The sequence below is a fragment of the Streptomyces sp. ISL-1 genome, assembly GCF_018614585.1.
Taxonomy (GTDB): Bacteria; Actinomycetota; Actinomycetes; order Streptomycetales; family Streptomycetaceae; genus Streptomyces; species Streptomyces maoxianensis.
This window is the reverse complement of record NZ_JAGGOI010000008.1, coordinates 81,908-107,242: the sequence shown is the minus strand read 5'-3', so window position 1 is coordinate 107,242 and position 25,335 is coordinate 81,908. Positions and strand designations below refer to the sequence as shown.

Genomic DNA, 25,335 nt, shown 5'->3' with positions numbered 1-25,335 from the left:
CAGCCGTGGGCCGTACGGGCGTTGAGCGGCGACTCAGCGTCCGATGCGGCCCGCGGCCAGCACCACCCGTGCCAGCTCCTCATGGCAGATGTCGCTGTGCGCACCCGACGGCGGCCCGCCGCGCCGCACCACCGACGCCGTGTCCACACTGACGCAGCCGGACCCCGGAATGCCCTGCCCCAGCGCCTCCTCCAGGGTGAGCCTGGCCAGCGGCCGGACGGCCTGGATGCCGTTGTGCCCCATCGCCCACCAGCGCTTGTCGAGTCCGACCGCGCTCGCGTCGTCCCCGGCCAGGCTCGAGGCCAGCGGATAGATCACCCCGAGCGCGCTGTCGTGCCGTGAGTAGCAGGCCACCACCGGACCGTCGACCCGGTGCTCCATGGCGCGCAGAGCTCCGCCGCTGTGCGACGCATGCGGCAGGCTCTGCGCGAACACGTAGTGAGAGAAGGCCCCCTGAAGGAGCGTCAGCGACTTTACGTTGCGTGCCCCGTCGGGCAGACCACGCAGCGCGAACGACACCAGACGCGCCCCCTGGCTGTGGCCGACCAGATGCACCCGCACATCGGGGGCCGACCGGGCCAGCTGTCCGAGCAGCGGGCCCAGGCCCAGCTCGCCGACCGTCCCGGCGCGCCGCTTCATCGCGTAGTACGTCGTCTGCCGCAGCAGCTCCTTGGCGCCCTTCCACGCCTTCTTGAGCCCGCCACCGAAGGAGAAGGACGAGAGGGCGGGCTCCTTCTCGGTCACCTCACCGGTCTCCTCCAGCGCCAGCGCGAACCTCCGGCACAGCGTGAGGGCGTCCTCGTACAGCACGGCGGGCGGCCCCTGCTCGTCATAGGGCAGATCCTCGCTGAAGGAGGCCTCCAGACCGCCGGGCGGCGCCTCGGCCAGCTGCCTTGCCAGCGCACCGAACTCCGCGAACGCGTCCTCGGACTCCGGCTGTTCGTCGAGCAGTTGGGCCAGCCGCGCCACTGTCCGGTCGTGCCCGGGGAACAGCTCGACCAGAGCGACCCGCGTCGCGGTGTCAAGGCCGGAGCCCGGCAGCGGGCCGACGGCCGACGGCTGGAAGTCGGGGGCCGGCTCGTCCGTGAACTTCATCGAGGGCCATACGACGCCCGCATACCCGAGCCGCACCTCGGGGGTGGCCGCGAGCAGTTCCGGGAACGGCGCGAAGAAAGCCGAGTAGAGCCGGTTCGCGATGGAGGGCGAGTTGTTCCATCCGTGCGCGAACATGACCAGATCGGTGACGTCCATTTCGGCCAGTCGGTCGCGCTGCGCGCTGTCGACGTCGCCGTCCTTGTCGAAGGTGATGTCCCGGTACGGATGCACACTCATCTGCGGCATGGCCCGCCCCTCCACATTGTTCCTCTTTCAACCCCTTGTGCGACAGCATCCTGCGCAAGGGGAGAGAGGGCCATACCTGCGTCGGCAGTCGGTCCCGGCCGGTCCCGGACGATCCCGGACGGTCAGACCCGGTCGGCGGCGCGGACCGGGCCGGGACCCGGCGTCCCCGTCAGTACCGCAAATACCTCTTCCGTACGGCCCGGAACGCGGCCAGCTCGTCCCGCCACGACCCCACCACCTCGTCCGTCCCCGCCCCTGCGTCGATCATCGTGCGGACTTTTGTCGAGCCCGTCAGCTTGTCGATCCAGTTGTCCGGCCGCCAGGCGAAGCCGCTCCAGGTGCGCTTCGCGGTCACCAGCAAGGCGATGCCCGTGCGCACCGGGTCGTACGACTCCCGGTCGTGAACGTGCAGTTGAACCCCGCCGACGGTCTTGCCCTGGAACTTGGAGAACGTCGGCGCGAAGTACGCCTCGCGGAAGTGGACGCCCGGCAGGTCCAGGGCGTTCGCGGCCTGCGCCCAGCGGCGGTCGATGCCCTCCGCGCCCAGCAGCTCGAAGGGGCGGGTGGTGCCCCGGCCCTCCGAGAGGTTCGTGCCCTCGAAGAGGCAGGTGCCCGAGTACACCAGGGCGGTGTCCGGCGTCGGCATGTTGGGGCTCGGCGGCACCCACGGCAGGCCAGTCTCGTCGAAGAACTCCGAACGCCGCCAGCCCGACATCCGTACCGTCTCCAGCTCCACGGGCCGCGTCAGGAATTCGCCGTTGAACAGCAGTGCCAGTTCGGTGACGGTCATGCCGTGCGCCTGCGCGATCGGCTCGCGGCCCACGAAGCTCGCGAACGCCTTGTTCAGTACGGGACCGAGCGCGGCCCGCCCGGTCACCGGATTCGGCCGGTCCAGCACCACCAGGCGCTTGCCCGCCAGCGTGGCCGCCTGCATGCAGTCGTACAGCGTCCAGATGTAGGTGTAGAAACGCGCGGCGGCGTCCTGGATGTCGAAGACGATCGTCTGCACGCCCGAGGCGGTGAAGATGTCGGCGAGCGGCTGCCCGCTCTTGAGATACGTGTCGTACACGGGCAGCCCGGTCGCCGGGTCGTCGTAGCGGCCCTCGGAGCCGCCCGCCTGGGCCGTGCCGCGAAAGCCGTGCTCCGGCCCGAAGACGGCGACCAGGTTCACCCGGTCGTCCGGGTGCATCACGTCCACGATGTGCCGCACGTCCGAGGTGATCCCGGTCGGGTTGGTGACCACCCCGACCCGCTCGCCGGACAGCTGCCGGTAGCCGTCGGCGGCAAGCCGGTCGAAGCCGGTGCGGACCCGGCCGCGGCCCGAGTGGGCGGAGGCGGGTGATGGGGTCGCGGCTCCCACCGCGCCGGCGGCTCCCACCGCACCGGCGGCAGTGACCCCGCCGGCGGCGGCCAGCAAACCCCGTCTGGACAGGCTCATCGGGTTACCTCCGTGATCGCTGTCTGTCATGGCCACGCACGCTAGCGCGCACGGCGGGCGCGGGGAACGATCCCGGCGCCGGCGGTCCGCATCCGGCATCGGGCCCGGTACCGACCGTACCCGCCCCCACGCGCCCTCTTCCCCCGTTACATACCGACTGGTTAGTCTGCACAAGTTGGTCGGCACCCGGAGAGGCGGAACTTGATGAGTACGGTGCAGGGCGCTGGAGTGGTGGTCACGGGCGCGGGGGGCGGCATAGGCGCCGCACTGGCCCGCCGGTTCGCGGCGGAGGGCGCCCGCGTCGTCGTCAACGACATCGACCCCATCAGGACCAAGACGATCGCCGACGAGATCGGAGCGACCGCGGTCCCCGGCGACGCCTCCGAGATCGTGGCGGCGGCCCGTGACGCACTGGACGGCACCGTCGACGTCTACTGCGCGAACGCCGGCCTCGCCTCGCCCGGCGACGCCTTCGCCGACGAGGAAGTCTGGGCCGCCGCCTGGGACGTCAATGTCATGGCGCATGTCCGCGCCGCCCGCACCCTGCTGCCCGACTGGCTGGAGCGCGGCAGCGGCCGCTTCGTCTCCACCGTCTCCGCCGCCGGGCTTCTCACCATGGTCGGCGCCGCCCCGTACAGCGTCTCCAAGCACGGCGCGTACGCCTTCGCCGAGTGGCTCTCCCTCACCTACCGCCACCGCGGCCTCAAGGTGCACGCCATCTGCCCGCAGGGCGTGCGTACGGACATGCTCACCGCCGCCGGATCGGCGGGCGAACTGGTCCTCGCGCCCACCGCGATCGAGCCCGAGGACGTCGCCGACGCGCTGTTCGAGGGCATCGCGGCGGACCGCTTCCTGATCCTGCCGCACCCCGAGGTCGCCGGGTACTACGAGGCCCGCGCGGCCACTCCCGACCGCTGGCTGGCCGGAATGAACCACCTTCAGCAGAAGTGGGAGGGGACGGGCCCGTGACCTCGATCTACACCGCCAAGCCCTGGCTCGGCCGGCTCAGCGACGCCCAACGCGCCCCGATCACCCCGCCGGCGACCGTCGTTCACTCCTTCCGTGCCGCTGTCGACCGGGCCCCCGGGCACACCGCCCTCGCCTACTTCGACGGGCGGCTGACCTACCGCGAGACCGACGCGCTCTCCGACTCCGTCGCGGGCCATCTCGCCGCCCGCGGCCTCCAGCGCGGCGACCGCGTGGCGATCATGCTGCAGAACACCCCGCACTTCGTGATCGCGCTGCTCGGCGCCTGGAAGGCCGGAGCAACCGTCGTACCGCTCAACCCGATGTACAAGTCGGCCGAGGTCGCGCATGTGCTGAGCGACGCCGACGTCACCGCGCTGATCTGCTCGGACCGCGCCTGGGAGGGGTATCTGCGCGACAGCGCCGCCGATTCGTCCGTACGCATCGCCCTCACGGCCTGCGAACTGGACCTGCAGTCCCGCGACGACGCCCGAGTCCTCGGCTTCGATCGGCTCGCCCCGGCGGACGACGCCGACGACCTGGTGACGGTGGCCCGACAGGGTCTCGCCGCGCCTCAGGATCGTGAACTCACCTCCGGCGACGTGGCGTTGATCAGCTACACCTCCGGCACCAGTGGCACCCCCAAGGGCGCCATGAACCTGCACCGGGGCATCGTCTACAACGCCGAGCGCCAGCGCACCGGACACCCCGTCCCCGAGGGCGCCTGCTACTTCGCGCTCGCGCCCCTCTTCCACATCACCGGCATGGTCTGCGAGCTCGCCGCCTGCGTCGCCAACGCGGGCACCCTCGCCCTCGCCTACCGCTTCGACGCCGGCGTCGTCCTTGACGCCTTCGCCGAGCACCGGCCCGCGTACACCGTCGGCCCCTCCACCGCCTTCATGGCGCTTGCCGCGCACCCCTCGGCCACCCGAGAGCACTTCGACTCGTTCCTGGTGATCTCCTCCGGAGGGGCCCCGGTGCCGCCGGCGCTGGTCGAGAAGTTCCGCGCGGGCTTCGGCCCCTACCTCCGCAACGGCTACGGCCTCACCGAGTGCACCGCGCCCTGCGCCTCCGTGCCGCCGGAGCACGAGGCCCCCGTCGACCCGGCGTCCGGCACTCTCTCCGTCGGCCTGCCGGGACCGGACACGCTCGTGCGGATCGTCGACGAGAAGGGCCAGGACGTGCCCTTCGGCGAGCCGGGCGAGATCGCCGTCAGCGGTCCCCAGGTGGTGCCCGGCTACTGGCGGCTGCCCGATGCCACCGCCGAGGCGTTCCCGGACGGCGAGCTGCGCACAGGCGACATCGGATTCATGGACGCGGACGGCTGGCTCTATGTCGTGGACCGCAAGAAGGACATGATCAACGCCTCCGGCTTCAAGGTGTGGCCGCGTGAGGTCGAGGACGTCCTGTACACCCACCCGGCGGTCCGCGAGGCGGCCGTGGTCGGCATAGCCGACGACTACCGCGGCGAGACGGTCAAGGCGTATGTGAGTCTGCGCCCGGGGGCCGCCGCCGAACCGGCCGAGATCTCGGCGTACTGTGCGCAGCGGCTGGCCGCGTACAAGTATCCGCGCGAAGTCGAGATCCTGGCGGAGCTGCCGAAAACCACAAGTGGGAAGATCCTCAGGCGGGAACTGCGTTTCCCGGGATGACCCAAGTAGATGACCCAAGTACCCAAGTAATCGACGAGAGGCGGGTGGCAATGGCCAGGACGACGGACGGGGACGGCACCCCCGTCCCGCAGAGGCTGCTGGCCGCCGCCACCCGGCTCTTCGCCGAGCGAGGATACGACCGCACCTCGGTCCAGGAGATCGTCGAGGCGGCCGGCGTCACCAAGGGCGCGCTCTACCACTACTTCGGCTCCAAGGAAGACCTGCTCCAAGAGGTCTACGCGCGGGTACTGCGGCTCCAGCAGGAGCGGCTCGACGCGTTCGCGGACGCCGACGAGCCGGTCGAGCGGCGGCTGCGAGGCGCGGCCGCCGATGTGGTCGTCACGACCATCGACAACCTCGACGACGCCTCGATCTTCTTCCGCTCCATGCACCATCTGAGCCCGGAGAAGCACAAGCAGGTGCGCGCCGAGCGCCGCCGCTACCACGAGCGTTTCCGCGCGCTGGTCGAAGAGGGCCAGCGCAGCGGGGTCTTCTCCTCGGCCACCCCCGCGGACCTGGTGGTGGACTATCACTTCGGATCGGTCCACCATCTGTCGACCTGGTACCGGCCGGACGGCCCGCTCACGCCGCAGCAGGTGGCGGACCACCTTGCGGACATGCTGCTCAGGGCGCTGCGCCCGTAACGCCTGCGGCGAGCCCGTTCCCCTGCCCGCCCTTTCCCGAACCGAGAGCTGCGCCCCAGGACCCCCGCGCGGACGCGGCCCAAGGTCGCATACGCGGTCCGGGACGGAGCCCCGGTTCGGGGTGGCCCCCCACGCCCACGGGGCGTAGGGGGCGGGGTGGGAAGAGTCCCCCGGCCGAGCTAGAGGTACTTCTTCAACTCGCGCCGCGCCAGCGAGCGCTGGTGCACCTCGTCAGGACCGTCCGCCAGCTTCAGCGTCCGCGCCGACGCCCACAGTTCCGCCAGCGGGAAGTCCTGGCTGACGCCGCCCGCGCCGTGCACCTGCACCGCCTTGTCGAGGATGTCCACGACCGCGCGCGGAGTTGCGATCTTGATCGCCTGGATCTCCGTGTGCGCACCGCGATTGCCGGCCGTGTCCATCAGCCAGGCCGTCTTCAGCACCAGCAGCCGCAACTGCTCCACCGTGACCCGGGCATCCGCGATCCAGTTCTGAACGACACCCTGCTGCGCGATCGCCTTGCCGAACGCCTCACGGGACACGGCCCGCCTGCACATCAGCTCAATGGCCCGCTCCGCCATACCGATCAGCCGCATGCAGTGGTGGATACGGCCCGGCCCGAGGCGCGCCTGGGCGATGGCGAAGCCGCCGCCCTCCTCGCCGACGAGGTTCGACGCGGGCACCCGGACATTGTCGAAGACGACTTCCGCGTGGCCGCCGTGCGAGTGGTCCTCGTAGCCGTACACCTGCATGGCGCGCCGGACCTCAAGGCCCGCGGCGTCGCGGGGTACCAGGATCATCGACTGCTGGCGCCGGATGTCCGCGCCGTCCGGGTCGGTCTTGCCCATCACGATGAAGAGCTTGCAGTCGGGGTTCATGGCCCCGGAGATGTACCACTTGCGGCCGTTGATGACGTAGTCGTCGCCGTCCCGGTCGATCCGCGTCCGGATGTTCGTGGCGTCCGACGAGGCGACCTCCGGCTCGGTCATCGCGAAGGCGGACCGGATCTCGCCGGCGAGCAGCGGCCCCAGCCACTGCTTCTTCTGCTCGTCGGTGGCGAACTGCGCGAGCACCTCCATGTTCCCGGTGTCGGGAGCCGCGCAGTTCAGCGCGGTGGGCGCCAACTGCGGGCTGCGGCCGGTGATTTCGGCCAGCGGCGCGTACTGGAGATTGGTCAGGCCCGCCCCGTGCTCCGCGTCCGGCAGGAAGAGGTTCCACAGGCCCTGCTTGCGTGCCTCGGTCTTGAGCTCTTCGACGATCGCCGGAGTGTCCCAGGGCGAGGCCAGCTTCGCGCGCTGCTCGTCCGCTACCGCCTCGGCCGGGTAGATGTGCTCGTCCATGAAGGCGAGCAGCTTGGCCCGCAGCTCCTCGGTGCGCGCGTCGAATGCGAAGTCCATGGGTGTACTCAGCCTTCCTGGAGGGTGGTGAGGCCGTGCTCGATGAAGAGGGGTACGAGATCGCCGATCCGGTCGAAGCCGGGGCCGACGGTCTGGCCGAGGGTGTAGCGGTAGTGGATGCCCTCGAGGATCACGGCGAGCTTGAACCAGGCGAAGGCCGTGTACCAGGCGATGGCGGAGGTGTCGCGGCCGGACCGGGCGGCGTACCGCTCGATCAGCTCGGCCGCCTCCGGGTGGCCGGCCGCGCCCGCGGTGGTGCTGATCGGGGAGTCGGGCAGCTCCAGCTTCCGGCTGTACATCACCAGCAGCCCGAGATCGGTCAGCGGATCGCCGAGCGTCGACATCTCCCAGTCCAGCACGGCCTTGATCCGGTCGTCCGTGCCGACCAGGACGTTGTCCAGGCGGTAGTCGCCGTGGATGACGGTGGGGGCGGGGGACGCCGGCAGTTCGCGGCCGAGCGCCGCGTGCAGTTCGTCGATGCCGGCCAGCTCGCGATTGCGGGAGGCGTCCAGCTGCTTGCCCCAGCGGCGCAGCTGCCGGTCGAGGAAGCCCTCGGGCCGGCCGAAGTCGCCCAGGCCGACCGACTCCGGGTCCACGGCGTGAAGTTCTACGAGGGTGTCGACGAGGCCGAGCACGACCTCCCTGGTGCGCTCGGGTCCGAGCGGCGCCAGCTCCTCGGCCGTGCGGTACGGAGTGCCGTCCACGAACTCCATGACGTAGAACGGCGAACCGATCACCGACTCGTCCTCGCACAGCAGCACCGGCTCCGGCACCGGCACGGCGGTCGGGTACAGCGCGCTGATCACCCGGTGCTCGCGCTTCATGTCGTGCGCGGTGGCCAGCACATGTCCGAGCGGGGGCCGGCGGACGACCCAGCGGCCGGTGCCGTCGGTGACGGAGTACGTGAGATTGGAGCGGCCGCCCTGAATCAGCCGGGCGCTGAGCGGTCCGCTCACCAGGCCCGGGCGCTCGCGGTCGAGATAACCGCGCAGCTGCTCGGGATCGAGGCCTGGCGGCGGGACTGAGCTCATGAGGGGCACCTCCGGGGGCGGGTGAAAGCGGTCGCGTTCATGATGACCGACCAGTCGGTATGTAGTCCAGTGCGCGGCCGGAACCCGGGCCAGGATCACAGGGGGCAGGACTCGAGTGCGGCGGGCAGGACTCAGCCAGGGCGCGACTCAGCCAGGGCGCGACTCAGCCAGGGCGCGACTCAGCCAGGGCAGGACTCAGCCAGGGCAGGACTCAGCCAGGGCAGGACTCAGGGGGCAGGGCTCAGGCGTGGCAGGCCACCGGAACCCCGCCGTTCATCTGCGCCATGTCGCCGAACACCGCGACGGGGTCCAGCGGCGAGCCCTCCGGCTCCCCGTCCAGCTCCGCGTACGCCCGGTGCAGATTCGCCACCAGCCGTTCGCTCTCCCGCAGTTCTGCGAAGACCCCGAGGTCCGCCTCGCGCGCCGTCTCCAGCGGAGTGAGCCCCTTGGCGTGCCCCTGCTGGGCCAGCTCGGCGACGTACCGCAGATAGCGCTCCGTATCGTCGTACGCGGACGGGTCGGTGATAGAGCCGTGGCCGGGCACCACCGTCGTGGCGTCCAGCGAGCGCAGCACGTCCAGCGCCCGCAGCGACCCGCTCAGCGAGCCCATCGGGATGAACGGAGTGCCGCCCTGAAAGATCAGGTCCCCGGTGAAGACCACCCGCTGCCCCGGCAGATGCACAACGGTGTCACCGAGGGTGTGCGCCACGCCGCCGGGGTGGATGAGGCGCACCTCGATGTCTCCGGCATGGACGGTGAGCCGGTCGCTGTACGTCACGGTGGGGGCGGTGATCCTGATGTCGCCGAAGTCGGTGCGCGGCCACAGGAGATGGAGCTGGTGCCCGGCCGCGAGCACTTCGGTGCGGCAGGAGTCGTGCCCCATCACGACCGCTTCGGCGAATACGCCGTTGCCGTAGGTGTGGTCGCCGTGGTGGTGCGTATTGACGACGGTGCTCGGCAGCGGGACGCCGGCCGCGAGGACCGCTTCACGCAGCGCCCGCGCGCGCCGCTCGGTGGCGGCGGTGTCCACGAGGAGGGTCGATTCCCCGTCGCTGACGAATCCCGCGTTGTTCAGACACCAGCCGCCGTCCGGCTGGACGTAGGCGTGCACTTCCGGCGTGAGCTGGACGGTGTACGGATCTGTCGCGGACAACTGGGCTCCCCCGAGTCAAGGCCGAACCGGTCAGGACGAGACTGCCAGTCCGGTCGGCGCGGGGGAAGCCGGACACGTGTGCCCACAAGGGTCGGCTCAGTGGTCGTCCCAGTGCCCCTCGTGCTCGGCGTGCCGGTGTCCGGTGTCCGTCGTGGACGTAGGCGGCGTAGTTGGCGGAGTGGCGTGGGCGGCGCCGTGCTCCATGGCGGGGTGGCCACAGTGGGGCCCGTGCTCATGGGCGTGCCCGCTGTGCGATACATGCTCGCCGGGCTGGCACTCGTCCCAGTGGCCGGAGTGCGCCTTGTGGAGATGGCCGTCGTGCGCGTAGTCGACGTGGTCGCCGTGCGGGACCTCGGGGTGCCCGCAGTCCGGACCGTGGGTGTGCTCGTGCTTGAGGTGTTCTTGATGGAGAACCGCCATGATGCTCACCTTTGATGCGATTCACGGCATCTTTCGCTGTCCAGGCTAGTATTCGACGCCTGCCTGTGGTCACACCACCATCGCCACGGCGAATCCGGCCAGCGCGACCGTACAGGCCACGGCCGCCAGCGCGGCCCCCGCCGACAGCGCCCGCGGCCTGGGCCGGACGCCCAGCTCGCGCACCCGCCGGTGGGCCACCCACAGGAAACCCAGCCAGACCAGCGCGCTCAGCGCCACCGCGACCAACCCCGCCGCGCTCAGATCGCCGCCCGCCACCTGCCGGGCCGCGAGCACGGCCGCCACGGTGTACGCCAGCGTGGTCCTGCGCCACGCCAGCCGGGTCCGCTCGGGCTGCAGCCCCGGATCCCGCTCGGGCACGGCCGTCAACGGCCGCCCTCCCAGCCGAACAGCACGACCACCACCATCGCCACCGCCACCACGGCGATCACGACACTCAGCAGAACCGGAAACCGGGACACGGGCAGATCCTCACCCCGCCGCATGGCCTGCTCGCAGCGCACCCAGTGATTGACCGCCCGCAGCGCGCACAGCACACCGGCGCCGAGCAGCCCGAGCGCCATCCCGGCACGCACTCCCCAGGGCAGGTCGGGCAGGAACTGATCCACCGCGAACCCGCCGCCGATCAGCGCGAGCGCCGTACGGAGCCAGGCGAGGAACGTCCGCTCATTGGCGAGCGAGAACCGGTAGTCGGGGGTCTGGCCCTCCTCCCGCACCCGCCGGGGCGCGAACCACAGCCGCAGGCTCTGTCCGAAGTCGCTCACGCGTCGCACCCTACCTGCGGATTTGTCGGTCGCCCGGGTGTGCCCGACTCAACCCGCGCCGTGCGCCCGCAGCCGTTCGTACGCGGCGAGCCCGTCCGGCACCCACTCCCACTCGGTGAGCCGCCGCTCCAGCTCCTGGGGCCGCAGGAAGTCGTACCAGGCGACCTCCTCGGCCTGCGGGTTCACCGGCAGCTCGCAGCGCACCTCGTACACAGCCGACCACCAGGTCTGATCGCCGCTCTCGTAGAGGAACTTGAACAGCGCTGCGGGCTGGGGGAGTCCGAAGACCCCGAGCTCCTCCTCGGCCTCGCGCAGCGCCGCCGCGTCGTAGCTCTCGCCCGCGCCGACGACGCCGCCCACGAACATGTCGTACAGCGAAGGGAAGACCAGCTTCGTCGGGGTACGACGGTGGACGAAGACCCGGCCCTGCGCGTCCGTGGCCAGGACGAACACACAACGGTGGCGCATTCCGCGCGCATACGCCTCGCCGCGGGGAGCCTGGCCGATCACCTCGTCCTGCTCGTCGACGATGTCCAGGATTTCGTCAGCGGGAGTCATGCTCCAATCCAATCACCGGCGAACGGTTGACGAGTTACTGCCCCGTACAGAAGATCGGTCCCATCGCATTCCGGCCCCCGAAAAGGATGGAACCCATGGCGTACGACGCTGATGTGATCGTGATCGGGGCAGGTCTGGCGGGCCTGGTGGCCACCGCGGAGCTCGTCGACGCCGGGCGAAAGGTCATCCTGCTCGACCAGGAGCCGGAGCAGTCGATCGGCGGTCAGGCGCACTGGTCCTTCGGCGGATTGTTCTTCGTCGACTCGCCCGAGCAGCGCCGGATGCGGATCAAGGACAGCCCGGCCCTCGCGTACCAGGACTGGCTCGGCACAGCGGGCTTCGACCGCGACGAAGACCGGTGGCCGCGCCAATGGGCCGAGGCGTACGTCGACTTCGCGTCCGGCGAGAAGCGGTCCTGGCTGCACGCGCAGGGGATGCGGTTCTTCCCGGTCGTCGGCTGGGCCGAGCGCGGCGGCTACGACGCCACCGGCCACGGCAACTCCGTACCGCGATTCCACATCACCTGGGGGACGGGCCCCGGCGTCGTCGCCCCCTTCGAACGGCGCGTCCGGGAAGGGGTGGCGCGTGGCCTCGTCCAGCTGAAGTTCCGCCACCGCGTCACGGGCCTGAGCAGCAACGCCGGCGCGCTGGACACAGTGAGCGGCGAGGTCCTCGAACCGTCCGACGCCGCGCGCGGCACAGCGAGCAGCCGCGAGGTCGCCGGAGCCTTCGAGTTCCGGGCCCAGGCGGTGATCGTCACCTCGGGCGGCATCGGCGGCAACCACGATCTCGTACGCGCCCAGTGGCCCGACCGGCTCGGCACCCCGCCCGAGAAGATGCTCTCCGGCGTCCCCGCGCACGTCGACGGGCTGATGCTCGGCATCGCCGAGCGCGCCGGCGCGAGCCACATCAACCGCGACCGGATGTGGCACTACACAGAAGGCATCGAGAACTGGAACCCGATCTGGGCCAGACACGGCATCCGGATCCTGCCCGGGCCCTCGTCGCTCTGGCTGGACGCGCGGGGCAAGCGGCTGCCCGTCCCGCTCTTCCCCGGCTTCGACACCCTCGGCACGCTCGAGCACATCATGAAGTCCGGCTACGACTACACCTGGTTCGTGCTCGACCAGAAGATCATCGGCAAGGAGTTCGCGCTGTCGGGCTCCGAGCAGAACCCCGATCTGACGGGCAAGTCGATCCGCGGTGTGATCGGGCGGGCCAGGGCGGATGTGCCGGGACCGGTGAAGGCGTTCATGGACAACGGCGTGGACTTCGTCGTCGAGAAGGACCTCGCCGCTCTTGTGCGGGGCATGAACGCGCTCACCAAGGAGCCGCTGATCGACGAGACGGAGCTGCGGCGCGAGATCACCGCGCGCGACCGGGAGATCAAGAACCCGTTCACCAAGGACCTCCAGGTCACGGCGATCCGCGGGGCCCGCAGGTATCTGGGCGACAAGCTCATCCGCACGGCCACGCCACACCGGATCCTCGACCCCGGCGCCGGGCCGTTGATCGCCGTGCGGCTGAACATCGTGACCCGTAAGTCGCTCGGCGGCCTGGAGACGGACCTCTCCTCCCGGGTGCTGGCCGAGGGCGGCGAACCGCTGCCGGGGCTGTACGCGGCGGGCGAGACGGCGGGATTCGGCGGTGGGGGTGTGCATGGTTACAGATCGCTGGAGGGCACGTTTCTGGGGGGCTGCATATTTTCGGGGCGGGCGGCGGGGCGGGCGGCGGCGAAGGCGGTCGGCTAGGGGCGGGGCGCCTGCGGCGGCGCTGTTCCCCCACCCGCCCCTTCCCGTACGGGGGGCAAGCCCCCCAGACCCCCGTAAGCCCTTCGGCCGTTGTCCTCAATCTCCCCCCAGACTTCGTCCGGGGGGACCCCCAACGGGCTCCCATGGAGCCCCTCCGGCGATTGAGGAGTGGGGGTGCCCCCCACTCCCGCAGGGGTGAGGGTCCGGGGCGGAGCCCCGGGGGCACGCCCCGGCGGGCTGCACCTTCAGCCTCGCCGGCGTTCGAGGCGCGGGGTGCTGGGCGGAGCCCCGGGAAAACCGCCCCGCAGCCTAGAACCGCTCCGTCACCCGGAACCGCTCCGCCACCACCAGCGTCTCGTCGTCGACCTCGAACCCGGGGTCACCCAGCGCCTCCCGCATCTCGTCCCCGTGCCAGAACGCCTCATGCCCCGCGCGCCACTCCGCCACCGACACGTACCCCTCGCCCTCGTCCAGCGCGTGCCGCAGATCGACCTCCCCGAGCCGCAGCACCCGTACCTCCGTCAGCTCGATCACCGCGACCTCCCGCCCGTCCGAGTCGATCAGCGCCGACCGCTCGCCGACCGGCGGCAGCTCCTCCTTTTCGGCCTCGTACTCCGCGAGGAGCCCCGTCGTCGAAACCTTCTGGCCGGACAGTACGGCGGCCACCAACTGGTCGCGCAGCGGCCCGGGGTAGGCGAGCAGGTACGGCTTCAGCGGTTCACGGTTCTCCATGCGGCCAGCGTACGAAGTGTGACGGAAGTCTGACGCGTACCCGTATTCCCTGGCGTCGGGCAGCCCCGAGTGTTCGAATCGAGGGGTGACCACACACCACCCCGACTCCGAGGGCGCGCCTGTCGGGCGCCGCTTGGTGCTCGGCATGCTCGGGCTCGGCGCGGCCGGCGTCGTGGGGGCGCCGTATCTGCAGCGCGGGCTCGAATCGTTCCTCGGCGCGGCCTCGGACAAGGATCCGACCGGGCTCTCCGGGCTGCTGCCCAACGGCGGCGGCTTCCGCTACTACTCGGTCGCCTCCTCCGTGCCGCGCAAGACCGAGCAGAGCTACCGGCTGACTGTCGACGGGCTGGTGGACCGCCCCGCGACGTACACCCTTGACGCGCTGCGCAATCTGCCGCAGACCCGTGTCGTACGCGACGTCCAGTGCGTCACCGGCTGGCGCGTCCCCGACACCGCCTTCTCGGGCGTCAAGCTGTCGCTGCTGCTGGACGCCGCCGGTGTACGCCCGCAGGGCAAGGCGATCCGCTTCACCTGCTTCGACGGCACCTACAGCGAGAGCCTCACGCTCCCGCAGGCGCGCCGCGACGATGTGCTGGTCTGTCTGCGGATGCAGGACAAGCCGGTCAGCCATTCGCACGGCGGCCCGGTCCGGCTGTATGTCGCGCCGATGTACTTCTACAAGTCGGCGAAATGGCTCTCCGGGATCACCGTCACCTCCGACGTCCAGCCCGGCTACTGGGAGGAGCGGGGATATGACGTCGACGCCTGGGTCGGCCGGTCCAACGGCCGCAGCGACACCCCCACCGTCTGAACGGCCCCCGCGCGTACGGCGGTTCAGCCGCGCCGAGCGCTGGGTGCACCGCACGACGGCCGCTCTGATGCTGCTGTGCGTGGCGACCGCCGCGGCCCTGTACGTACCGCAGATCGCCGAACTCGTCGGCCGCCGCTATCTGGTGGTCACCGTCCACGAGTGGTCGGGGCTGCTGCTCCCCGTGCCGTTCCTGCTCGGGCTCTGCTCGCGCGCCTTCCGTGCCGATCTGCGCAGGCTGAACCGCTTCGGGCGGCACGACCGGACGTGGCTGCGCGCGGTAGGGCGGCGCGATCACCGGCCCGAGTCCCGTCCCGCGGGCAAGTTCAACGCCGGGCAGAAGGTCTACTCGGCGTGGATCGCGGGAGCGGTTTTGGTGATGCTTGCGACCGGGCTGCTGATGTGGTTCACCTCGCTCGCGCCGCTGGTGTGGCGTACGAGCGCGACCTTTGTGCACGACTGGCTCTCGCTCGCCGTCGGCATCGTGCTCTTCGGACACATTGGGATGGCGCTCGCCGACCCGGAGTCACGCAGGGGTATGCGTACCGGGTCGGTCGAGCGCCCGTGGGCGGAGCGGGAGCATCCGCTGTGGCTGAAGGACGAGTAGCCGGTCCAGTACCTAAAGGACGAGTGACAGCAGCATCACGAAGCCGATGCCGACGACCGAGATGATGGTCTCCATCACCGACCAGGTCTTGATCGTCTGGCCGACCGACATCCCGAAGTACTCCTTCACCAGCCAGAACCCGGCGTCATTGACATGGCTGAAGAAGAGCGAGCCCGCGCCGATCGCCAGCACCAGCAGAGCCGCGTGCGAGGTCGACATATCGGCCGCGAGCGGCGCGACAAGACCGGCGGCGGAGATCGTCGCCACGGTCGCCGAGCCGGTCGCGAGCCGGATGGCCACCGCGATCAGCCAGGCCAGCAGCAGCGTCGGAATCGCCCAGTTCTTGGAGAGGTCCAGGATCATCTGGCCGACACCGACGTCGATCAGGGTCGTCTTGAAGCCGCCGCCCGCGCCGACGATCAGCAGGATGCCCGCGATCGGGGCGAGCGACTTCTCGACGGTCGAGGAGATCCGGTCCTTGGTGAAGCCGGCCGCGCGGCCCAGCGTGAACATGCCGACGATCACCGCGGCGAGCAGTGCGATGAGCGGGGACCCGATGAAGTCGGTGACGCGCTGGATACCGCTCTCGGGGTCGTCGACGACGAGTTCCACGAGCGCCTTGCCCAGCATCAGGACGACGGGCAGCAGCACGGTGGTCACGGTCGCGCCGAAGCCGGGACGACGGTCCAGGTCCTCGGAGGGCCGGGCGGGCATCATCTTCTCGGGGGCCGGGATGTCCACCCAGCGCGCGGCGTACCGGGAGAAGACCGGACCGGCGATGATCACGGTCGGGATGGCGACGAGCACACCCAGCGCCAGCGTGACGCCGAGGTTGGCGCCGATGGCGTCGATCGCCACCAGCGGTCCGGGGTGCGGCGGAACCAGCCCGTGCATCACGGACAGACCGGCCAGGGCCGGGATGCCGATCCGCATCAGGGAGTAGTTGCCGCGCTTGGCGACGAGCAGCACTACCGGGATCAGCAGCACGATGCCGACCTCGAAGAAGAGCGGCAGCCCGATCACCGAGGCGATCAGCACCATCGCCCAGGGCATCGCGCGCCCGCCGGCCTTGGCGAGGATCGTGTCGACGATCTCGTCCGCGCCGCCGGAGTCGGCGAGCAGCTTGCCGAGGATCGCGCCGAGCGCGATCAGCACGCCCACACCGGCGACCGTCGTGCCCAGACCCGTGGTGAAGCTGACGATGGTCTTGTCCAGCGGCGCGCCCGCGAACGCGCCGAGCGCCAGGGAACCGATGGTCAGCGCCAGGAAGGCATGGACCTTGAACTTGGTGATGAGCAGGACGATGACGGCAATGCCCGCGAGAACGGCTATGCCCAACTGCGCGTTGCCGACCGAAGTGATCGTTTCGGTGGCGTCCGCTGCCAGCGTCTCGACGCTGAGACTGGTCACGGTGGCTTCCTTAGCTATCGTGCGCTGTCGAGCCGGCGCAGCGCGGCGACGGCTCGTTCGGTGATTTCTTCCGGGGTGCCGGACACATTGACGGCGACGCCCGCCTCGTCGCCGCCCAGTGGCTGCAACGTGGCGAACTGCGAGTCCAGCAGCGCGGGGGGCATGAAGTGGCCCTTGCGCTCCGCCATCCGCCGCTCGATGAGCGCGCGGTCGCCGGTGAGGTGGAGGAAGACGGCATCCGGTGCGGCGGCCCGCAGCCGGTCGCGGTAGCTCCGCTTGAGCGCGGAGCTGGAGACCACTCCGCCGAGGCCCGCCCGGTCGTGCGCCCACTGCCCGATGGCGTCGAGCCAGGGCCACCGGTCCGCGTCGTCGAGCGGGGTGCCGGCGGACATCTTGGCGATGTTCGCCGGGGGATGGAAATCGTCGCCCTCGGCGTACGGGACGCCCAGTGCGGCGGCGAGCGGGGGACCGATCGTGGTCTTGCCGGTGCCTGCCACGCCCATCACCACGACGACGTGGGGGGTGCTCATTACGTACCTCGCTGTCTTCGTCGACATCGCTGTCGACCTCGGCCGTCGCGCTACTGAAACCCATTAGGTACGACGTATTCAAGATGCTGAGACATAAACGTCATACTTTTAGTGCCCGAACCGTGCCCGTACTCTTGCCCCATGACCACAGAGGGCCAAGGGCTTCATACGCATGTGCTTGACACCCTCGGCCTCGCGATCACCGCGGGCGCGTACCCGCAGGGCAGTGTGCTGCGCACCGACGAGGTGGCACAGCGCTTCGACGTCTCGCGCACCGTCGTCCGCGAAGTGGTCCGCGTCCTCGAGTCGATGCATCTCGTGGAGTCCCGGCGCCGGGTCGGCGTGACCGTGCGCCCCACCGAGGAGTGGAACGTCTACGACCCGCGCGTCATCCGCTGGCGGCTGGCCGGCGCCGACCGCCCGCGTCAGCTGCGCTCCCTCACCGTGCTCCGCTCGGCGATCGAGCCGGTCGCGGCAGGGCTGGCCGCCCACCATGCCACCCCCGAGCAGTGCGCCGAGCTCACCGAGTGCGCCCTGGGCATGGTCGCCACCTCGCGCGGACACCAGCTGGAGGGATATCTGGAGCACGACATCGCCTTCCACCGCGTGGTGCTCAACGCCTCCGGCAATGAGATGTTCGCGCGCCTGGGCGATGTGGTGGCCGAGGTTCTCGCGGGCCGTACGCACCACCGGGTGATGTTCGACGACCCCGATCCGGCGGCCGTGACCCTGCATGTCCAGGTGGCCGAGGCGGTCCGCGAGGGCGACGCCGTACGGGCCGAGGAGATCACCCGCCAGATCGCCGTGGGGGCGCTGGCGGAGCTGGACGTACTGGCGCCCTGAGGGTCCTGCGGGCGCGGATCCCTGATTGGCGAGTCCCTGGGTGACCTTGGTTTACTGCGCCGTAACCTCAGAATCACCTCAGATATATCCCCAGGTGACGTTGACCACTGCCAAGATCGCAGTGTTGCCCTAATTATGGGATGTCGGGCCAAGCCACGGTGACGACCCCATCACCGGCTACGGCCGGGTCCGCCCACCCTCCCCTCACGAAGGCGAACAGCTCCATGACTGACCGCACCAGCACTGCGGCCGACACGCTTGACGCCGGGGCACCGGCGACGAACTCCCCCCACGTGGACGCCGGCGACGCCGGCTACAGCAAGGACCTCAAGTCCCGCCACGTCAACATGATCGCGATCGGCGGGGCGATAGGCACCGGCCTGTTCCTCGGCGCGGGTGGCCGGATGGCCGGCGCCGGACCCTCCCTCGCCATCGCCTACGCGGTCTGCGGCGTCTTCGCTTTCTTCGTCGTACGCGCGCTCGGCGAGCTGGTTCTCTACCGGCCGTCCTCGGGCGCCTTCGTCTCGTACGCGCGTGAGTTCATGGGCGAGAAGGGCGCCTTCGCGGCCGGCTGGCTCTACTTCCTCAACTGGTCGACCACCGCGATCGCCGACATCACCGCGGCCGCCACGTACGCCCACTTCTGGGCGATGTTCAGCGATGTCCCGCAGTGGGTCCTCGCTCTGATCGCGCTCGCGGTCGTCCTGACCGCCAACCTCATCTCGGTGAAGTACTTCGGCGAGATGGAGTTCTGGTTCGCGATCATCAAGGTCGCCGCGCTGGTCGCCTTCATGCTCATCGGCATCTTCCTGGTGGTCACCCAGCACCCGGTCGACGGCCACACGCCCGGCTTCTCCACCATCACCGACAGCGGCGGCCTCTTCCCGGTGGGCATGCTGCCGATGCTGCTGGTGATCCAGGGCGTCGTCTTCGCGTACGCCTCCGTCGAGCTGTGCGGCGTCGCGGCGGGCGAGACCCGGAACCCCGAGAAGATCATGCCCAAGGCGATCAACTCGATCATGTGGCGCGTCGGTCTGTTCTACGTCGGCTCGGTGGTACTGCTCGCGCTGCTCCTCCCGTACACGGCGTACTCCGATGGCCAGAGCCCCTTCGTCACCGTCATGGACAAGCTCGGCGTCCCGGGCGCGGCCGGCGTGATGAACCTCGTGGTGCTGACCGCCGCCCTGTCCAGCCTGAACTCCGGTCTGTACTCCACCGGCCGCATCCTGCGCTCCATGGCGATGTCGGGCTCCGCGCCCAAGTTCACCGGCCGGATGAACAAGGGCCAGGTGCCCTACGGCGGCATCCTGCTGACCGCCGGCTTCGGAGTGCTGGGCGTCGGGCTCAACTACCTCATGCCCGGCCAGGCCTTCGAGATCGTCCTGAACTTCGCCTCGATCGGCATCCTCGGCACCTGGGGCATGATCATGCTCTGTTCGCTGCTCTTCTGGCACCGCTCGCAGGACGGCCGCGTCACCCGCCCCTCGTACCGGCTGCCCTGGGCCCCGTACACCCAGATCGTCACGCTGCTCTTCCTCGCCTCCGTGGTCGTCCTGATGTGGTGGGGCGGCGGCGTGGGCCGTACGACCGTGATGTTCCTGCCGCTGATCGCGGCGGCGCTGGTCGGCGGCTGGTTCGTCGTGCGCGGCCGGGTGAACGCCCTCGCGGCGGAGCGCCAGGACGCCTGACGTCGCTCAGCGAAAATGAACGGCCCCGCGGGTGAGATCCCGCCGGGGCCGTTCTTGTCGCGCGGCACGTTGTCCGACAGGACTGCCAGGACTGCCAGGACTGCCAGGACTGCCAGGACCGACAGGACCGACAGGACCGACAGGACTGGCAGCGCGGTCGCGGTCCGCCGTCGTGACGGTTCATAGTGGTGGTCGACTTCATGCGCGAAGAAGGGCAGGTTCTCGATGTCGCAGCAGGTGCAAGGCGTGATCGCCCCCGGCAGGAACGAGCCGGTACGGATCGAGACGATCACCGTCCCCGATCCCGGCCCCGGCGAGGCCGTGGTGCAGGTGCAGGCGTGCGGGGTCTGCCACACCGACCTGCATTACAAGCAGGGCGGGATCAACGACGACTTCCCCTTCCTCCTCGGCCATGAGGCCGCGGGCGTGGTGGAGTCGGTCGGCGACGGTGTCACGGATGTCGCCCCCGGAGACTTCGTCGTACTCAACTGGCGTGCCGTGTGCGGCCGCTGCCGCGCCTGTCGACGCGGCCGCCCGCAGTACTGCTTCGACACGCACAACGCGAAGCAGAAGATGACGCTCGCCGACGGTACGGAACTCTCCCCGGCGCTCGGCATCGGGGCCTTCGCCGAGAAGACCCTGGTCGCCGCCGGTCAGTGCACCAAGGTCGACCCCTCAGTCTCCCCGGCCGTCGCGGGCCTGCTCGGCTGCGGCGTGATGGCCGGCATCGGCGCCGCCATCAACACCGGCAACGTCGGCCGCGGCGACTCGGTCGCCGTCATCGGCTGCGGAGGCGTGGGCGACGCGGCGGTCGTCGGGGCACGTCTGGCGGGCGCGGCCCGGATCATCGCCGTCGACATCGACGACCGCAAGCTGGAGACGGCGAAGACGATGGGCGCGACCCACACCGTGAACTCCCGCACCACCGACCCCGTCGAGGCGATCCGCGAGCTCACCGGAGGCTTCGGCGCGGATGTCGTCATCGACGCAGTCGGCCGCCCCGAGACGTACGAACAGGCCTTCTACGCGCGCGACCTGGCCGGCACCGTCGTCCTCGTCGGCGTACCGACCCCCGAGATGAAGCTGGAGCTGCCGCTCCTGGACGTCTTCGGCCGCGGCGGGGCGCTCAAGTCCTCCTGGTACGGCGACTGTCTGCCGTCCCGGGACTTCCCCATGCTCATCGACCTCCACCAGCAGGGCCGGATCGACCTCGCCGCGTTCGTCACCGAGACCATCGAACTCGGCGACGTCGAGAAGGCTTTCGCCCGCATGCATGAGGGCGACGTACTGCGCTCGGTGGTGCAGTTCTGATGAACGACCGAAACCACAGGATCGACCACCTCGTCACCTCAGGCACCTTCTCGCTCGACGGAGGCACCTGGGACGTCGACAACAACGTCTGGATCGTTGGCGACGAGCTGGAGGCGATCGTCATCGACGCCGCCCACGACGCTCCCGCGATCGAGGCCGCGCTGGAGGGCCGCACCCTGCGCGCCATCGTCTGCACCCACGCGCACAACGACCACATCGACGCGGCGCCGGCGCTCGCCGCCGCCACCGGCGCGCCCATCCTGCTGCACCCCGACGACCTGCCGCTGTGGAATCAGACGCACCCCGAGCGCGCCCCTGACGGCGAACTCGCCGACGGCCAGACCCTCACGGTCGGGGGCGTCACGCTCACCGTGCTGCACACCCCGGGCCACGCCCCGGGCGCTGTCTGCCTGTACGCCCCCGAGCTGTCCACGGTCTTCACCGGCGACACGCTCTTCCAGGGCGGCCCCGGTGCCACCGGCCGGTCCTTCTCGCACTTCCCGACGATCATCGCTTCGATCCGGGACCGGCTGCTGACGCTGCCGCCGGAGACTGTGGTGCGTACGGGCCACGGCGATGCGACCACGATCGGCGACGAGTCACCCCATCTTGATGAATGGGCTGCGTCAAATTAGCGGCTCCGCCGGGCGGCGGGGCCACTGAGCCAGCTGCAGCCGGCTCTCGAAGCGGTACGGCTCACCCGTCACCGGATCGGTGAACTCCAGTACCTTCGCGAGGAGTTGAAGAGGCCGCGAGTAGTCGTCGGGCCCGGGCTCCTGGACGACCGGATAGACCGGGTCGTTCAGGAGCGGCAGCCCGAGGCTGTTCATATGGACCCGCAGCTGATGGGTTCGGCCGGTGGCCGGCAGCAGCCGGTACCGGCCGAGCCCGGCCCGGTGCTCGAGCAGTTCGATCCGGCTCTCGCTGTTCGGCTCACCCGGCTCCTCGCGGGCGGCCATCACCCCGCGCTCCTTCACGATCCTGCTGCGTACGGTCACGGGCAGGGCGAGCGCCGGGTCGTACGGGGCCACCGCCTCGTACTCCTTGCGCACCAGTCGGTCGCGGAACAGCGTCTGATAAGCGCCCCGGTCCGCGGGCCGTACGACGAAGAGCGCGAGCCCAGCGGTGAGCCGGTCCAGCCGGTGCGCGGGCTGCAGCTCGGGCAGCTGAAGATCGCGGCGCAACCGGGCCAGCGCAGTCTCGGTGATGTGCCGCCCGCGCGGGGTGGTGGCGAGGAAGTGGGGCTTGTCCGCGATCACCAGCCGCTCGTCCCGGTGGACGATCCCGACCTCGAAGGGGACGCGCTCCTCGGGCGCGAAAGCCCGATGGAACCAGAGATACCGCCCTGCGGTGTACGGCTCGTCGGCGGCGACCGGACCGTCCGCGGAGACGATGCGCCCCTCCCGGAACATGGCGTCGACCCGCTCGGGCCCGATGGCGGCTGCGTACCGCGCGGCGAGATGGTCGTACACCGTTTTCCACACGCCGTCCGGATCGGCGGGCAGCCGCAGCCGCACCGGGTCGATTCCGTCGCGCTGGGGGAGCGGCGCGGGCGGGGCCTTGCGTCTGCGTCTCACCGAGTTGACTGTATGCGCACCGCTCGGAAGCCGCCTCAACGAAAAGATCCCCACGGGAAGCCGTGGGGATCTTGCTTGTGTCCGAGGGGGGACTTGAACCCCCACGCCCGTTAAAGGGCACTAGCACCTCAAGCTAGCGCGTCTGCCATTCCGCCACCCGGACCAGGTGCCTGTCTCGCGGCCCTGGGCCGTTCCGACGTGGAAAACCATAGCAAACATTCGGCTGTGCCCGATCACGGCCCAGTCCGGTGTGACGGCCGCATGACGGCGGGCAGTCGCCCTTGGGGTCCGGGCCGGCTCGCGGGAGTATGAGCGGGAACCACCAGTAGCGACAGTGGGAGGAACAGCGTGAGCGAGTCGAACAGGACAGACAAGTCCAAGCCCGTGACGGGCGAGGACGAGGTCGTCGACCTCTGTCGTGAGCTGATCCGGATCGACACGAGCAACTACGGCGACCACTCGGGCCCGGGGGAGCGGGGCGCGGCGGAGTACATCGCGGAGAAGCTCGCCGAGGTCGGGCTCGAACCGCAGATCTTCGAATCCCACAAGGGACGTGCCTCCACCGTTGCCCGGATCGAGGGCGAGGACCCGTCCAGGCCGGCACTGCTCATCCATGGGCACACCGACGTCGTGCCGGCCAACGCGGACGACTGGACGCACCACCCCTTCTCGGGCGAGATCGCGGACGGCTGCGTCTGGGGCCGCGGCGCCGTCGACATGAAGGACATGGACGCGATGACCCTCGCGGTCGTACGGGACAGGCTGCGCAGCGGCCGCAAGCCCCCTCGCGACATCGTGCTCGCCTTCCTCGCCGACGAGGAGGCCGGCGGCACATACGGCGCGCGGCATCTGGTCGACAAGCACCCGGATCTCTTCGAGGGCGTCACCGAGGCCATCGGCGAGGTCGGCGGCTTCTCCTTCACCGTCAACGAGAACCTGCGGCTCTATCTCGTCGAGACGGCGCAGAAGGGCATGCACTGGATGCGCCTCACCGTCGACGGCACCGCCGGGCACGGCTCGATGACCAACAACGACAACGCCATCACCGAGCTCTGCGAGGCCGTCGGCCGTGTCGGCCGCCACAAGTGGCCGGTCAGGATGACCAAGACCGTACGGTCCTTCCTGGACGAGCTCTCCGACGCGCTCGGCACGCCGCTCGACCCGGAGGACATGGACGCCACGCTCGCCAAGCTCGGCGGCATCGCGAAGATGATCGGCGCGACCCTGCGCAACTCCGCCGCCCCCACCATGCTCGGTGCCGGCTACAAGGTGAACGTCATTCCCGGGCAGGCGACCGCGCACGTCGACGGGCGCTTCCTGCCGGGGTACGAGGGCGAGTTCCTGGCCGACCTCGACCGGCTGCTCGGCCCACGCGTCAGGCGGGAGGACGTGCACGGCGACAAGGCCCTGGAGACCAGCTTTGACGGCGACCTCGTCGACGCGATGCAGATCGCGCTCAAGGCGGAGGACCCGATCGCCCGGGCCGTCCCGTACATGCTCTCCGGCGGCACCGACGCCAAGTCCTTCGACGACCTGGGCATCCGCTGCTTCGGATTCGCGCCGCTCAAGCTGCCGCCGGAGCTGGACTTCGCGGGAATGTTCCACGGGGTGGACGAGCGGGTTCCGGTCGACGGGCTGAAGTTCGGTGTACGGGTGCTTGACCGATTCCTGGACCGGTGCTGAGCCGCACCGGGTGAAATGTGCTGAGACGAAACTCCAATAATCGTCAGTGTGTGCGTACTTGACTGAAAAGGGTGAAAGGAACTGTAGCCACGTAGCCACCTTCACTCCTCCTCGTTACAGGTGATGCGGTCCGCGGCTGGGATCGCATTGCCAACAAGGAGGAACAATGATCAAGAAGGTCGTCGCTGCTGCGGCTGCCACTGGCGGTCTGGTGCTCGCGGGTGCGGGCGTTGCCATGGCCGACGCGGGTGCCCAGGGTGCCGCCGTGGGCTCCCCCGGCGTGCTTTCCGGCAACGTCATCCAGGCGCCCATCCACCTGCCGGTGAACGCGTGTGGCAACACGGTCTCCGTGATCGGGCTGCTGAACCCCGCCTTCGGCAACACCTGCGACAACTCGTGATGTTGTGACTCGGCCCGCAAGGGTTCGGGTTTGAACCCGGGCGGTCCCGGAGTGCGCGCCATGCACTCCGGGACCGCCGGGTATTCCGCCTCCGGGCACGAGGTCCGGAGGTTTCCTTAAGCGTGAAGGCAAGGAATCAACCTATGCGACAGGTCACTCGCAAGGGCCTGATCACCATGGCGGCCGCGGGCGGCGTACTCGCCCTCGGCGGCAGCTATGCGTACGCGGATGCCGGGGCGACCGGAAACGCGTCGAATTCTCCGGGCGTCGCGTCCGGGAATACGGTCCAGCTCCCCCTGCATGTTCCCGTCAATGCGTGCGGGAACACCGTGAATGTGGTCGGCCTGCTCAACCCCGCCGGCGGCAACCAATGCAGCAATTCGTCCGGCGGCGGCACGCAGGGCACCGGAGCCCAGGCCGACGGGGAGAGCAGCAACTCTCCCGGCGTCGCCTCCGGCAACAACATCCAGGCGCCCATCCACCTGCCGGTGAACGCCTGCGGGAACACCGTCACCGCCATCGGCCTCGGCAACGCGGTCGCGGGTAACGAGTGCGGTAATGGCACGATGCCCGGAACCGAGACGCCGGACAACCCGACCACTCCGGTTACGCCGCC

At 70.0% G+C, this 25,335-nt stretch carries 26 protein-coding genes and 1 tRNA gene; 13 read left to right on the top strand and 14 right to left on the bottom strand.

Annotated features, from left to right (window positions below):
* Positions 1-33: 33 nt before the first annotated feature.
* Positions 34-1,341 (bottom strand): serine-threonine protein kinase, encoded by a 1,308-nt coding sequence (locus J7E87_RS08195; protein WP_374195151.1) that lies wholly within the window; start codon positions 1,339-1,341, stop codon positions 34-36.
* Positions 1,342-1,510: 169 nt separating this feature from the next.
* On the bottom strand, positions 1,511-2,779 hold the full coding sequence (locus J7E87_RS08190; protein ID WP_215091519.1) for an exo-beta-N-acetylmuramidase NamZ domain-containing protein: 1,269 nt from the start codon (positions 2,777-2,779) through the stop codon (positions 1,511-1,513).
* 204 nt (positions 2,780-2,983) lie between these two features.
* Between J7E87_RS08190 and J7E87_RS08185 the strand changes: the two genes are divergently transcribed.
* The 3 genes from J7E87_RS08185 to J7E87_RS08175 are packed head-to-tail and all read left to right on the top strand — an operon-like array spanning position 2,984 to position 6,041.
* Complete coding sequence (locus tag J7E87_RS08185) at positions 2,984-3,748, top strand: SDR family oxidoreductase (RefSeq protein WP_215091517.1); 765 nt, start codon at positions 2,984-2,986, stop codon at positions 3,746-3,748.
* Positions 3,745-5,397, top strand: coding sequence for an AMP-binding protein (locus J7E87_RS08180; protein ID WP_308312880.1), 1,653 nt, complete (start codon positions 3,745-3,747; stop codon positions 5,395-5,397). The genes J7E87_RS08185 and J7E87_RS08180 overlap by 4 nt, the downstream gene beginning before the upstream one ends.
* A 50-nt stretch (positions 5,398-5,447) precedes the next feature.
* The gene (locus J7E87_RS08175) at positions 5,448-6,041 is read left to right on the top strand and encodes a TetR/AcrR family transcriptional regulator (RefSeq protein WP_215091499.1); all 594 of its coding nucleotides are present in this window, start codon (positions 5,448-5,450) and stop codon (positions 6,039-6,041) included.
* A 179-nt stretch (positions 6,042-6,220) separates the two neighbouring features.
* Here J7E87_RS08175 and J7E87_RS08170 read toward each other — a convergent pair whose 3' ends face one another.
* From J7E87_RS08170 to J7E87_RS08140, 7 genes are all read right to left on the bottom strand, one after another.
* Positions 6,221-7,435 carry an acyl-CoA dehydrogenase family protein gene (locus J7E87_RS08170; protein ID WP_215091497.1) on the bottom strand — a complete coding sequence of 405 codons (1,215 nt, stop codon included), beginning with the start codon at positions 7,433-7,435 and terminating at the stop codon, positions 6,221-6,223.
* A gap of 8 nt (positions 7,436-7,443) precedes the next feature.
* Positions 7,444-8,466 (bottom strand): phosphotransferase family protein, encoded by a 1,023-nt coding sequence (locus J7E87_RS08165; RefSeq protein ID WP_215091495.1) that lies wholly within the window; start codon positions 8,464-8,466, stop codon positions 7,444-7,446.
* A gap of 241 nt (positions 8,467-8,707) precedes the next feature.
* Positions 8,708-9,619 carry an MBL fold metallo-hydrolase gene (locus J7E87_RS08160; RefSeq protein WP_215091493.1) on the bottom strand — a complete coding sequence of 304 codons (912 nt, stop codon included), beginning with the start codon at positions 9,617-9,619 and terminating at the stop codon, positions 8,708-8,710.
* A 96-nt stretch (positions 9,620-9,715) separates the two neighbouring features.
* On the bottom strand, positions 9,716-10,039 hold the full coding sequence (locus J7E87_RS08155) for a hypothetical protein (RefSeq protein WP_215091491.1): 324 nt from the start codon (positions 10,037-10,039) through the stop codon (positions 9,716-9,718).
* Positions 10,040-10,108: 69 nt separating this feature from the next.
* Positions 10,109-10,426 carry a DUF202 domain-containing protein gene (locus J7E87_RS08150; RefSeq protein ID WP_215091489.1) on the bottom strand — a complete coding sequence of 106 codons (318 nt, stop codon included), beginning with the start codon at positions 10,424-10,426 and terminating at the stop codon, positions 10,109-10,111.
* Positions 10,423-10,821 (bottom strand): DUF202 domain-containing protein, encoded by a 399-nt coding sequence (locus tag J7E87_RS08145; protein ID WP_215091488.1) that lies wholly within the window; start codon positions 10,819-10,821, stop codon positions 10,423-10,425. Before J7E87_RS08145 ends, J7E87_RS08150 begins: the two co-directional genes overlap by 4 nt.
* Before the next feature lie 48 nt (positions 10,822-10,869).
* Entirely contained in the window at positions 10,870-11,379 is a 510-nt protein-coding gene (locus J7E87_RS08140; RefSeq protein ID WP_215091486.1) for an NUDIX domain-containing protein, read from the bottom strand.
* A gap of 95 nt (positions 11,380-11,474) precedes the next feature.
* Here J7E87_RS08140 and J7E87_RS08135 point away from each other — a divergent pair, with 95 nt between their 5' ends.
* Entirely contained in the window at positions 11,475-13,130 is a 1,656-nt protein-coding gene (locus J7E87_RS08135) for an FAD-binding dehydrogenase (RefSeq protein WP_215091485.1), read from the top strand.
* Between the two features lie 309 nt (positions 13,131-13,439).
* On the opposite strand, the gene J7E87_RS08130 is transcribed toward J7E87_RS08135, so the two are convergent.
* The gene (locus J7E87_RS08130) at positions 13,440-13,862 is read right to left on the bottom strand and encodes an ASCH domain-containing protein (protein ID WP_215091483.1); all 423 of its coding nucleotides are present in this window, start codon (positions 13,860-13,862) and stop codon (positions 13,440-13,442) included.
* Between the two features lie 145 nt (positions 13,863-14,007).
* On the opposite strand from J7E87_RS08130, the gene J7E87_RS08125 reads away from it, so the two are divergent.
* Positions 14,008-14,673 carry a molybdopterin-dependent oxidoreductase gene (locus J7E87_RS08125; protein WP_215091731.1) on the top strand — a complete coding sequence of 222 codons (666 nt, stop codon included), beginning with the start codon at positions 14,008-14,010 and terminating at the stop codon, positions 14,671-14,673.
* Positions 14,615-15,277 (top strand): cytochrome b/b6 domain-containing protein, encoded by a 663-nt coding sequence (locus J7E87_RS08120; protein ID WP_215091480.1) that lies wholly within the window; start codon positions 14,615-14,617, stop codon positions 15,275-15,277. Before J7E87_RS08125 ends, J7E87_RS08120 begins: the two co-directional genes overlap by 59 nt.
* 12 nt (positions 15,278-15,289) lie before the next feature.
* On the opposite strand, the gene J7E87_RS08115 is transcribed toward J7E87_RS08120, so the two are convergent.
* Both J7E87_RS08115 and J7E87_RS08110 read right to left on the bottom strand, forming a co-directional pair.
* The gene (locus tag J7E87_RS08115) at positions 15,290-16,687 is read right to left on the bottom strand and encodes a gluconate:H+ symporter (protein ID WP_215091478.1); all 1,398 of its coding nucleotides are present in this window, start codon (positions 16,685-16,687) and stop codon (positions 15,290-15,292) included.
* A 14-nt stretch (positions 16,688-16,701) separates the two neighbouring features.
* On the bottom strand, positions 16,702-17,217 hold the full coding sequence (locus J7E87_RS08110; RefSeq protein WP_215091476.1) for a gluconokinase: 516 nt from the start codon (positions 17,215-17,217) through the stop codon (positions 16,702-16,704).
* A gap of 141 nt (positions 17,218-17,358) precedes the next feature.
* Between J7E87_RS08110 and J7E87_RS08105 the strand changes: the two genes are divergently transcribed.
* From J7E87_RS08105 to J7E87_RS08090, 4 genes are all read left to right on the top strand, one after another.
* Positions 17,359-18,060 carry a FadR/GntR family transcriptional regulator gene (locus J7E87_RS08105; RefSeq protein WP_215091474.1) on the top strand — a complete coding sequence of 234 codons (702 nt, stop codon included), beginning with the start codon at positions 17,359-17,361 and terminating at the stop codon, positions 18,058-18,060.
* Between the two features lie 224 nt (positions 18,061-18,284).
* Entirely contained in the window at positions 18,285-19,748 is a 1,464-nt protein-coding gene (locus J7E87_RS08100; protein WP_215091472.1) for an amino acid permease, read from the top strand.
* 225 nt (positions 19,749-19,973) lie between these two features.
* Positions 19,974-21,059: an S-(hydroxymethyl)mycothiol dehydrogenase gene (locus J7E87_RS08095; protein ID WP_215091470.1), complete on the top strand. Its 1,086-nt coding sequence runs from the start codon at positions 19,974-19,976 to the stop codon at positions 21,057-21,059.
* The gene (locus tag J7E87_RS08090; RefSeq protein ID WP_215091468.1) at positions 21,059-21,694 is read left to right on the top strand and encodes an MBL fold metallo-hydrolase; all 636 of its coding nucleotides are present in this window, start codon (positions 21,059-21,061) and stop codon (positions 21,692-21,694) included. Before J7E87_RS08095 ends, J7E87_RS08090 begins: the two co-directional genes overlap by 1 nt.
* On the opposite strand, the gene J7E87_RS08085 is transcribed toward J7E87_RS08090, so the two are convergent.
* Positions 21,686-22,636 carry an RluA family pseudouridine synthase gene (locus J7E87_RS08085; protein ID WP_215091467.1) on the bottom strand — a complete coding sequence of 317 codons (951 nt, stop codon included), beginning with the start codon at positions 22,634-22,636 and terminating at the stop codon, positions 21,686-21,688. The two genes, J7E87_RS08090 and J7E87_RS08085, sit on opposite strands and share 9 nt — an antisense overlap.
* A gap of 78 nt (positions 22,637-22,714) precedes the next feature.
* Positions 22,715-22,799 (bottom strand) — tRNA-Leu (locus J7E87_RS08080).
* Between the two features lie 185 nt (positions 22,800-22,984).
* On the opposite strand from J7E87_RS08080, the gene J7E87_RS08075 reads away from it, so the two are divergent.
* The 3 genes from J7E87_RS08075 to J7E87_RS34930 all read left to right on the top strand — a co-directional run.
* Positions 22,985-24,319, top strand: coding sequence for a M20/M25/M40 family metallo-hydrolase (locus tag J7E87_RS08075; RefSeq protein WP_215091466.1), 1,335 nt, complete (start codon positions 22,985-22,987; stop codon positions 24,317-24,319).
* 166 nt (positions 24,320-24,485) lie between these two features.
* Positions 24,486-24,719: a chaplin gene (locus tag J7E87_RS08070; protein WP_215091464.1), complete on the top strand. Its 234-nt coding sequence runs from the start codon at positions 24,486-24,488 to the stop codon at positions 24,717-24,719.
* A 143-nt stretch (positions 24,720-24,862) separates the two neighbouring features.
* A partial coding sequence (locus J7E87_RS34930) for a chaplin (RefSeq protein WP_251017115.1) occupies positions 24,863-25,335 on the top strand: 473 nt, incomplete at its 3' end.

Coding starts and splice junctions, on each gene's coding strand:
- J7E87_RS08175 (WP_215091499.1), top strand. CDS start 5,448: ATGGCCAGGACGACGGACGGGGACGGCACCCCCGTCCCGCAGAGGCTG.
- J7E87_RS08165 (WP_215091495.1), bottom strand. CDS start 8,466: ATGAGCTCAGTCCCGCCGCCAGGCCTCGATCCCGAGCAGCTGCGCGGT.
- J7E87_RS08110 (WP_215091476.1), bottom strand. CDS start 17,217: ATGAGCACCCCCCACGTCGTCGTGGTGATGGGCGTGGCAGGCACCGGC.
- J7E87_RS08140 (WP_215091486.1), bottom strand. CDS start 11,379: ATGACTCCCGCTGACGAAATCCTGGACATCGTCGACGAGCAGGACGAG.
- J7E87_RS08070 (WP_215091464.1), top strand. CDS start 24,486: ATGATCAAGAAGGTCGTCGCTGCTGCGGCTGCCACTGGCGGTCTGGTG.
- J7E87_RS08090 (WP_215091468.1), top strand. CDS start 21,059: ATGAACGACCGAAACCACAGGATCGACCACCTCGTCACCTCAGGCACC.
- J7E87_RS08125 (WP_215091731.1), top strand. CDS start 14,008: ATGCTCGGGCTCGGCGCGGCCGGCGTCGTGGGGGCGCCGTATCTGCAG.
- J7E87_RS08190 (WP_215091519.1), bottom strand. CDS start 2,779: ATGAGCCTGTCCAGACGGGGTTTGCTGGCCGCCGCCGGCGGGGTCACT.
- J7E87_RS08195 (WP_374195151.1), bottom strand. CDS start 1,341: ATGCCGCAGATGAGTGTGCATCCGTACCGGGACATCACCTTCGACAAG.
- J7E87_RS08130 (WP_215091483.1), bottom strand. CDS start 13,862: ATGGAGAACCGTGAACCGCTGAAGCCGTACCTGCTCGCCTACCCCGGG.
- J7E87_RS08185 (WP_215091517.1), top strand. CDS start 2,984: ATGAGTACGGTGCAGGGCGCTGGAGTGGTGGTCACGGGCGCGGGGGGC.
- J7E87_RS08105 (WP_215091474.1), top strand. CDS start 17,359: ATGACCACAGAGGGCCAAGGGCTTCATACGCATGTGCTTGACACCCTC.
- J7E87_RS08170 (WP_215091497.1), bottom strand. CDS start 7,435: ATGGACTTCGCATTCGACGCGCGCACCGAGGAGCTGCGGGCCAAGCTG.
- J7E87_RS08095 (WP_215091470.1), top strand. CDS start 19,974: ATGTCGCAGCAGGTGCAAGGCGTGATCGCCCCCGGCAGGAACGAGCCG.
- J7E87_RS08155 (WP_215091491.1), bottom strand. CDS start 10,039: ATGGCGGTTCTCCATCAAGAACACCTCAAGCACGAGCACACCCACGGT.
- J7E87_RS08135 (WP_215091485.1), top strand. CDS start 11,475: ATGGCGTACGACGCTGATGTGATCGTGATCGGGGCAGGTCTGGCGGGC.
- J7E87_RS08100 (WP_215091472.1), top strand. CDS start 18,285: ATGACTGACCGCACCAGCACTGCGGCCGACACGCTTGACGCCGGGGCA.
- J7E87_RS08120 (WP_215091480.1), top strand. CDS start 14,615: ATGACGTCGACGCCTGGGTCGGCCGGTCCAACGGCCGCAGCGACACCC.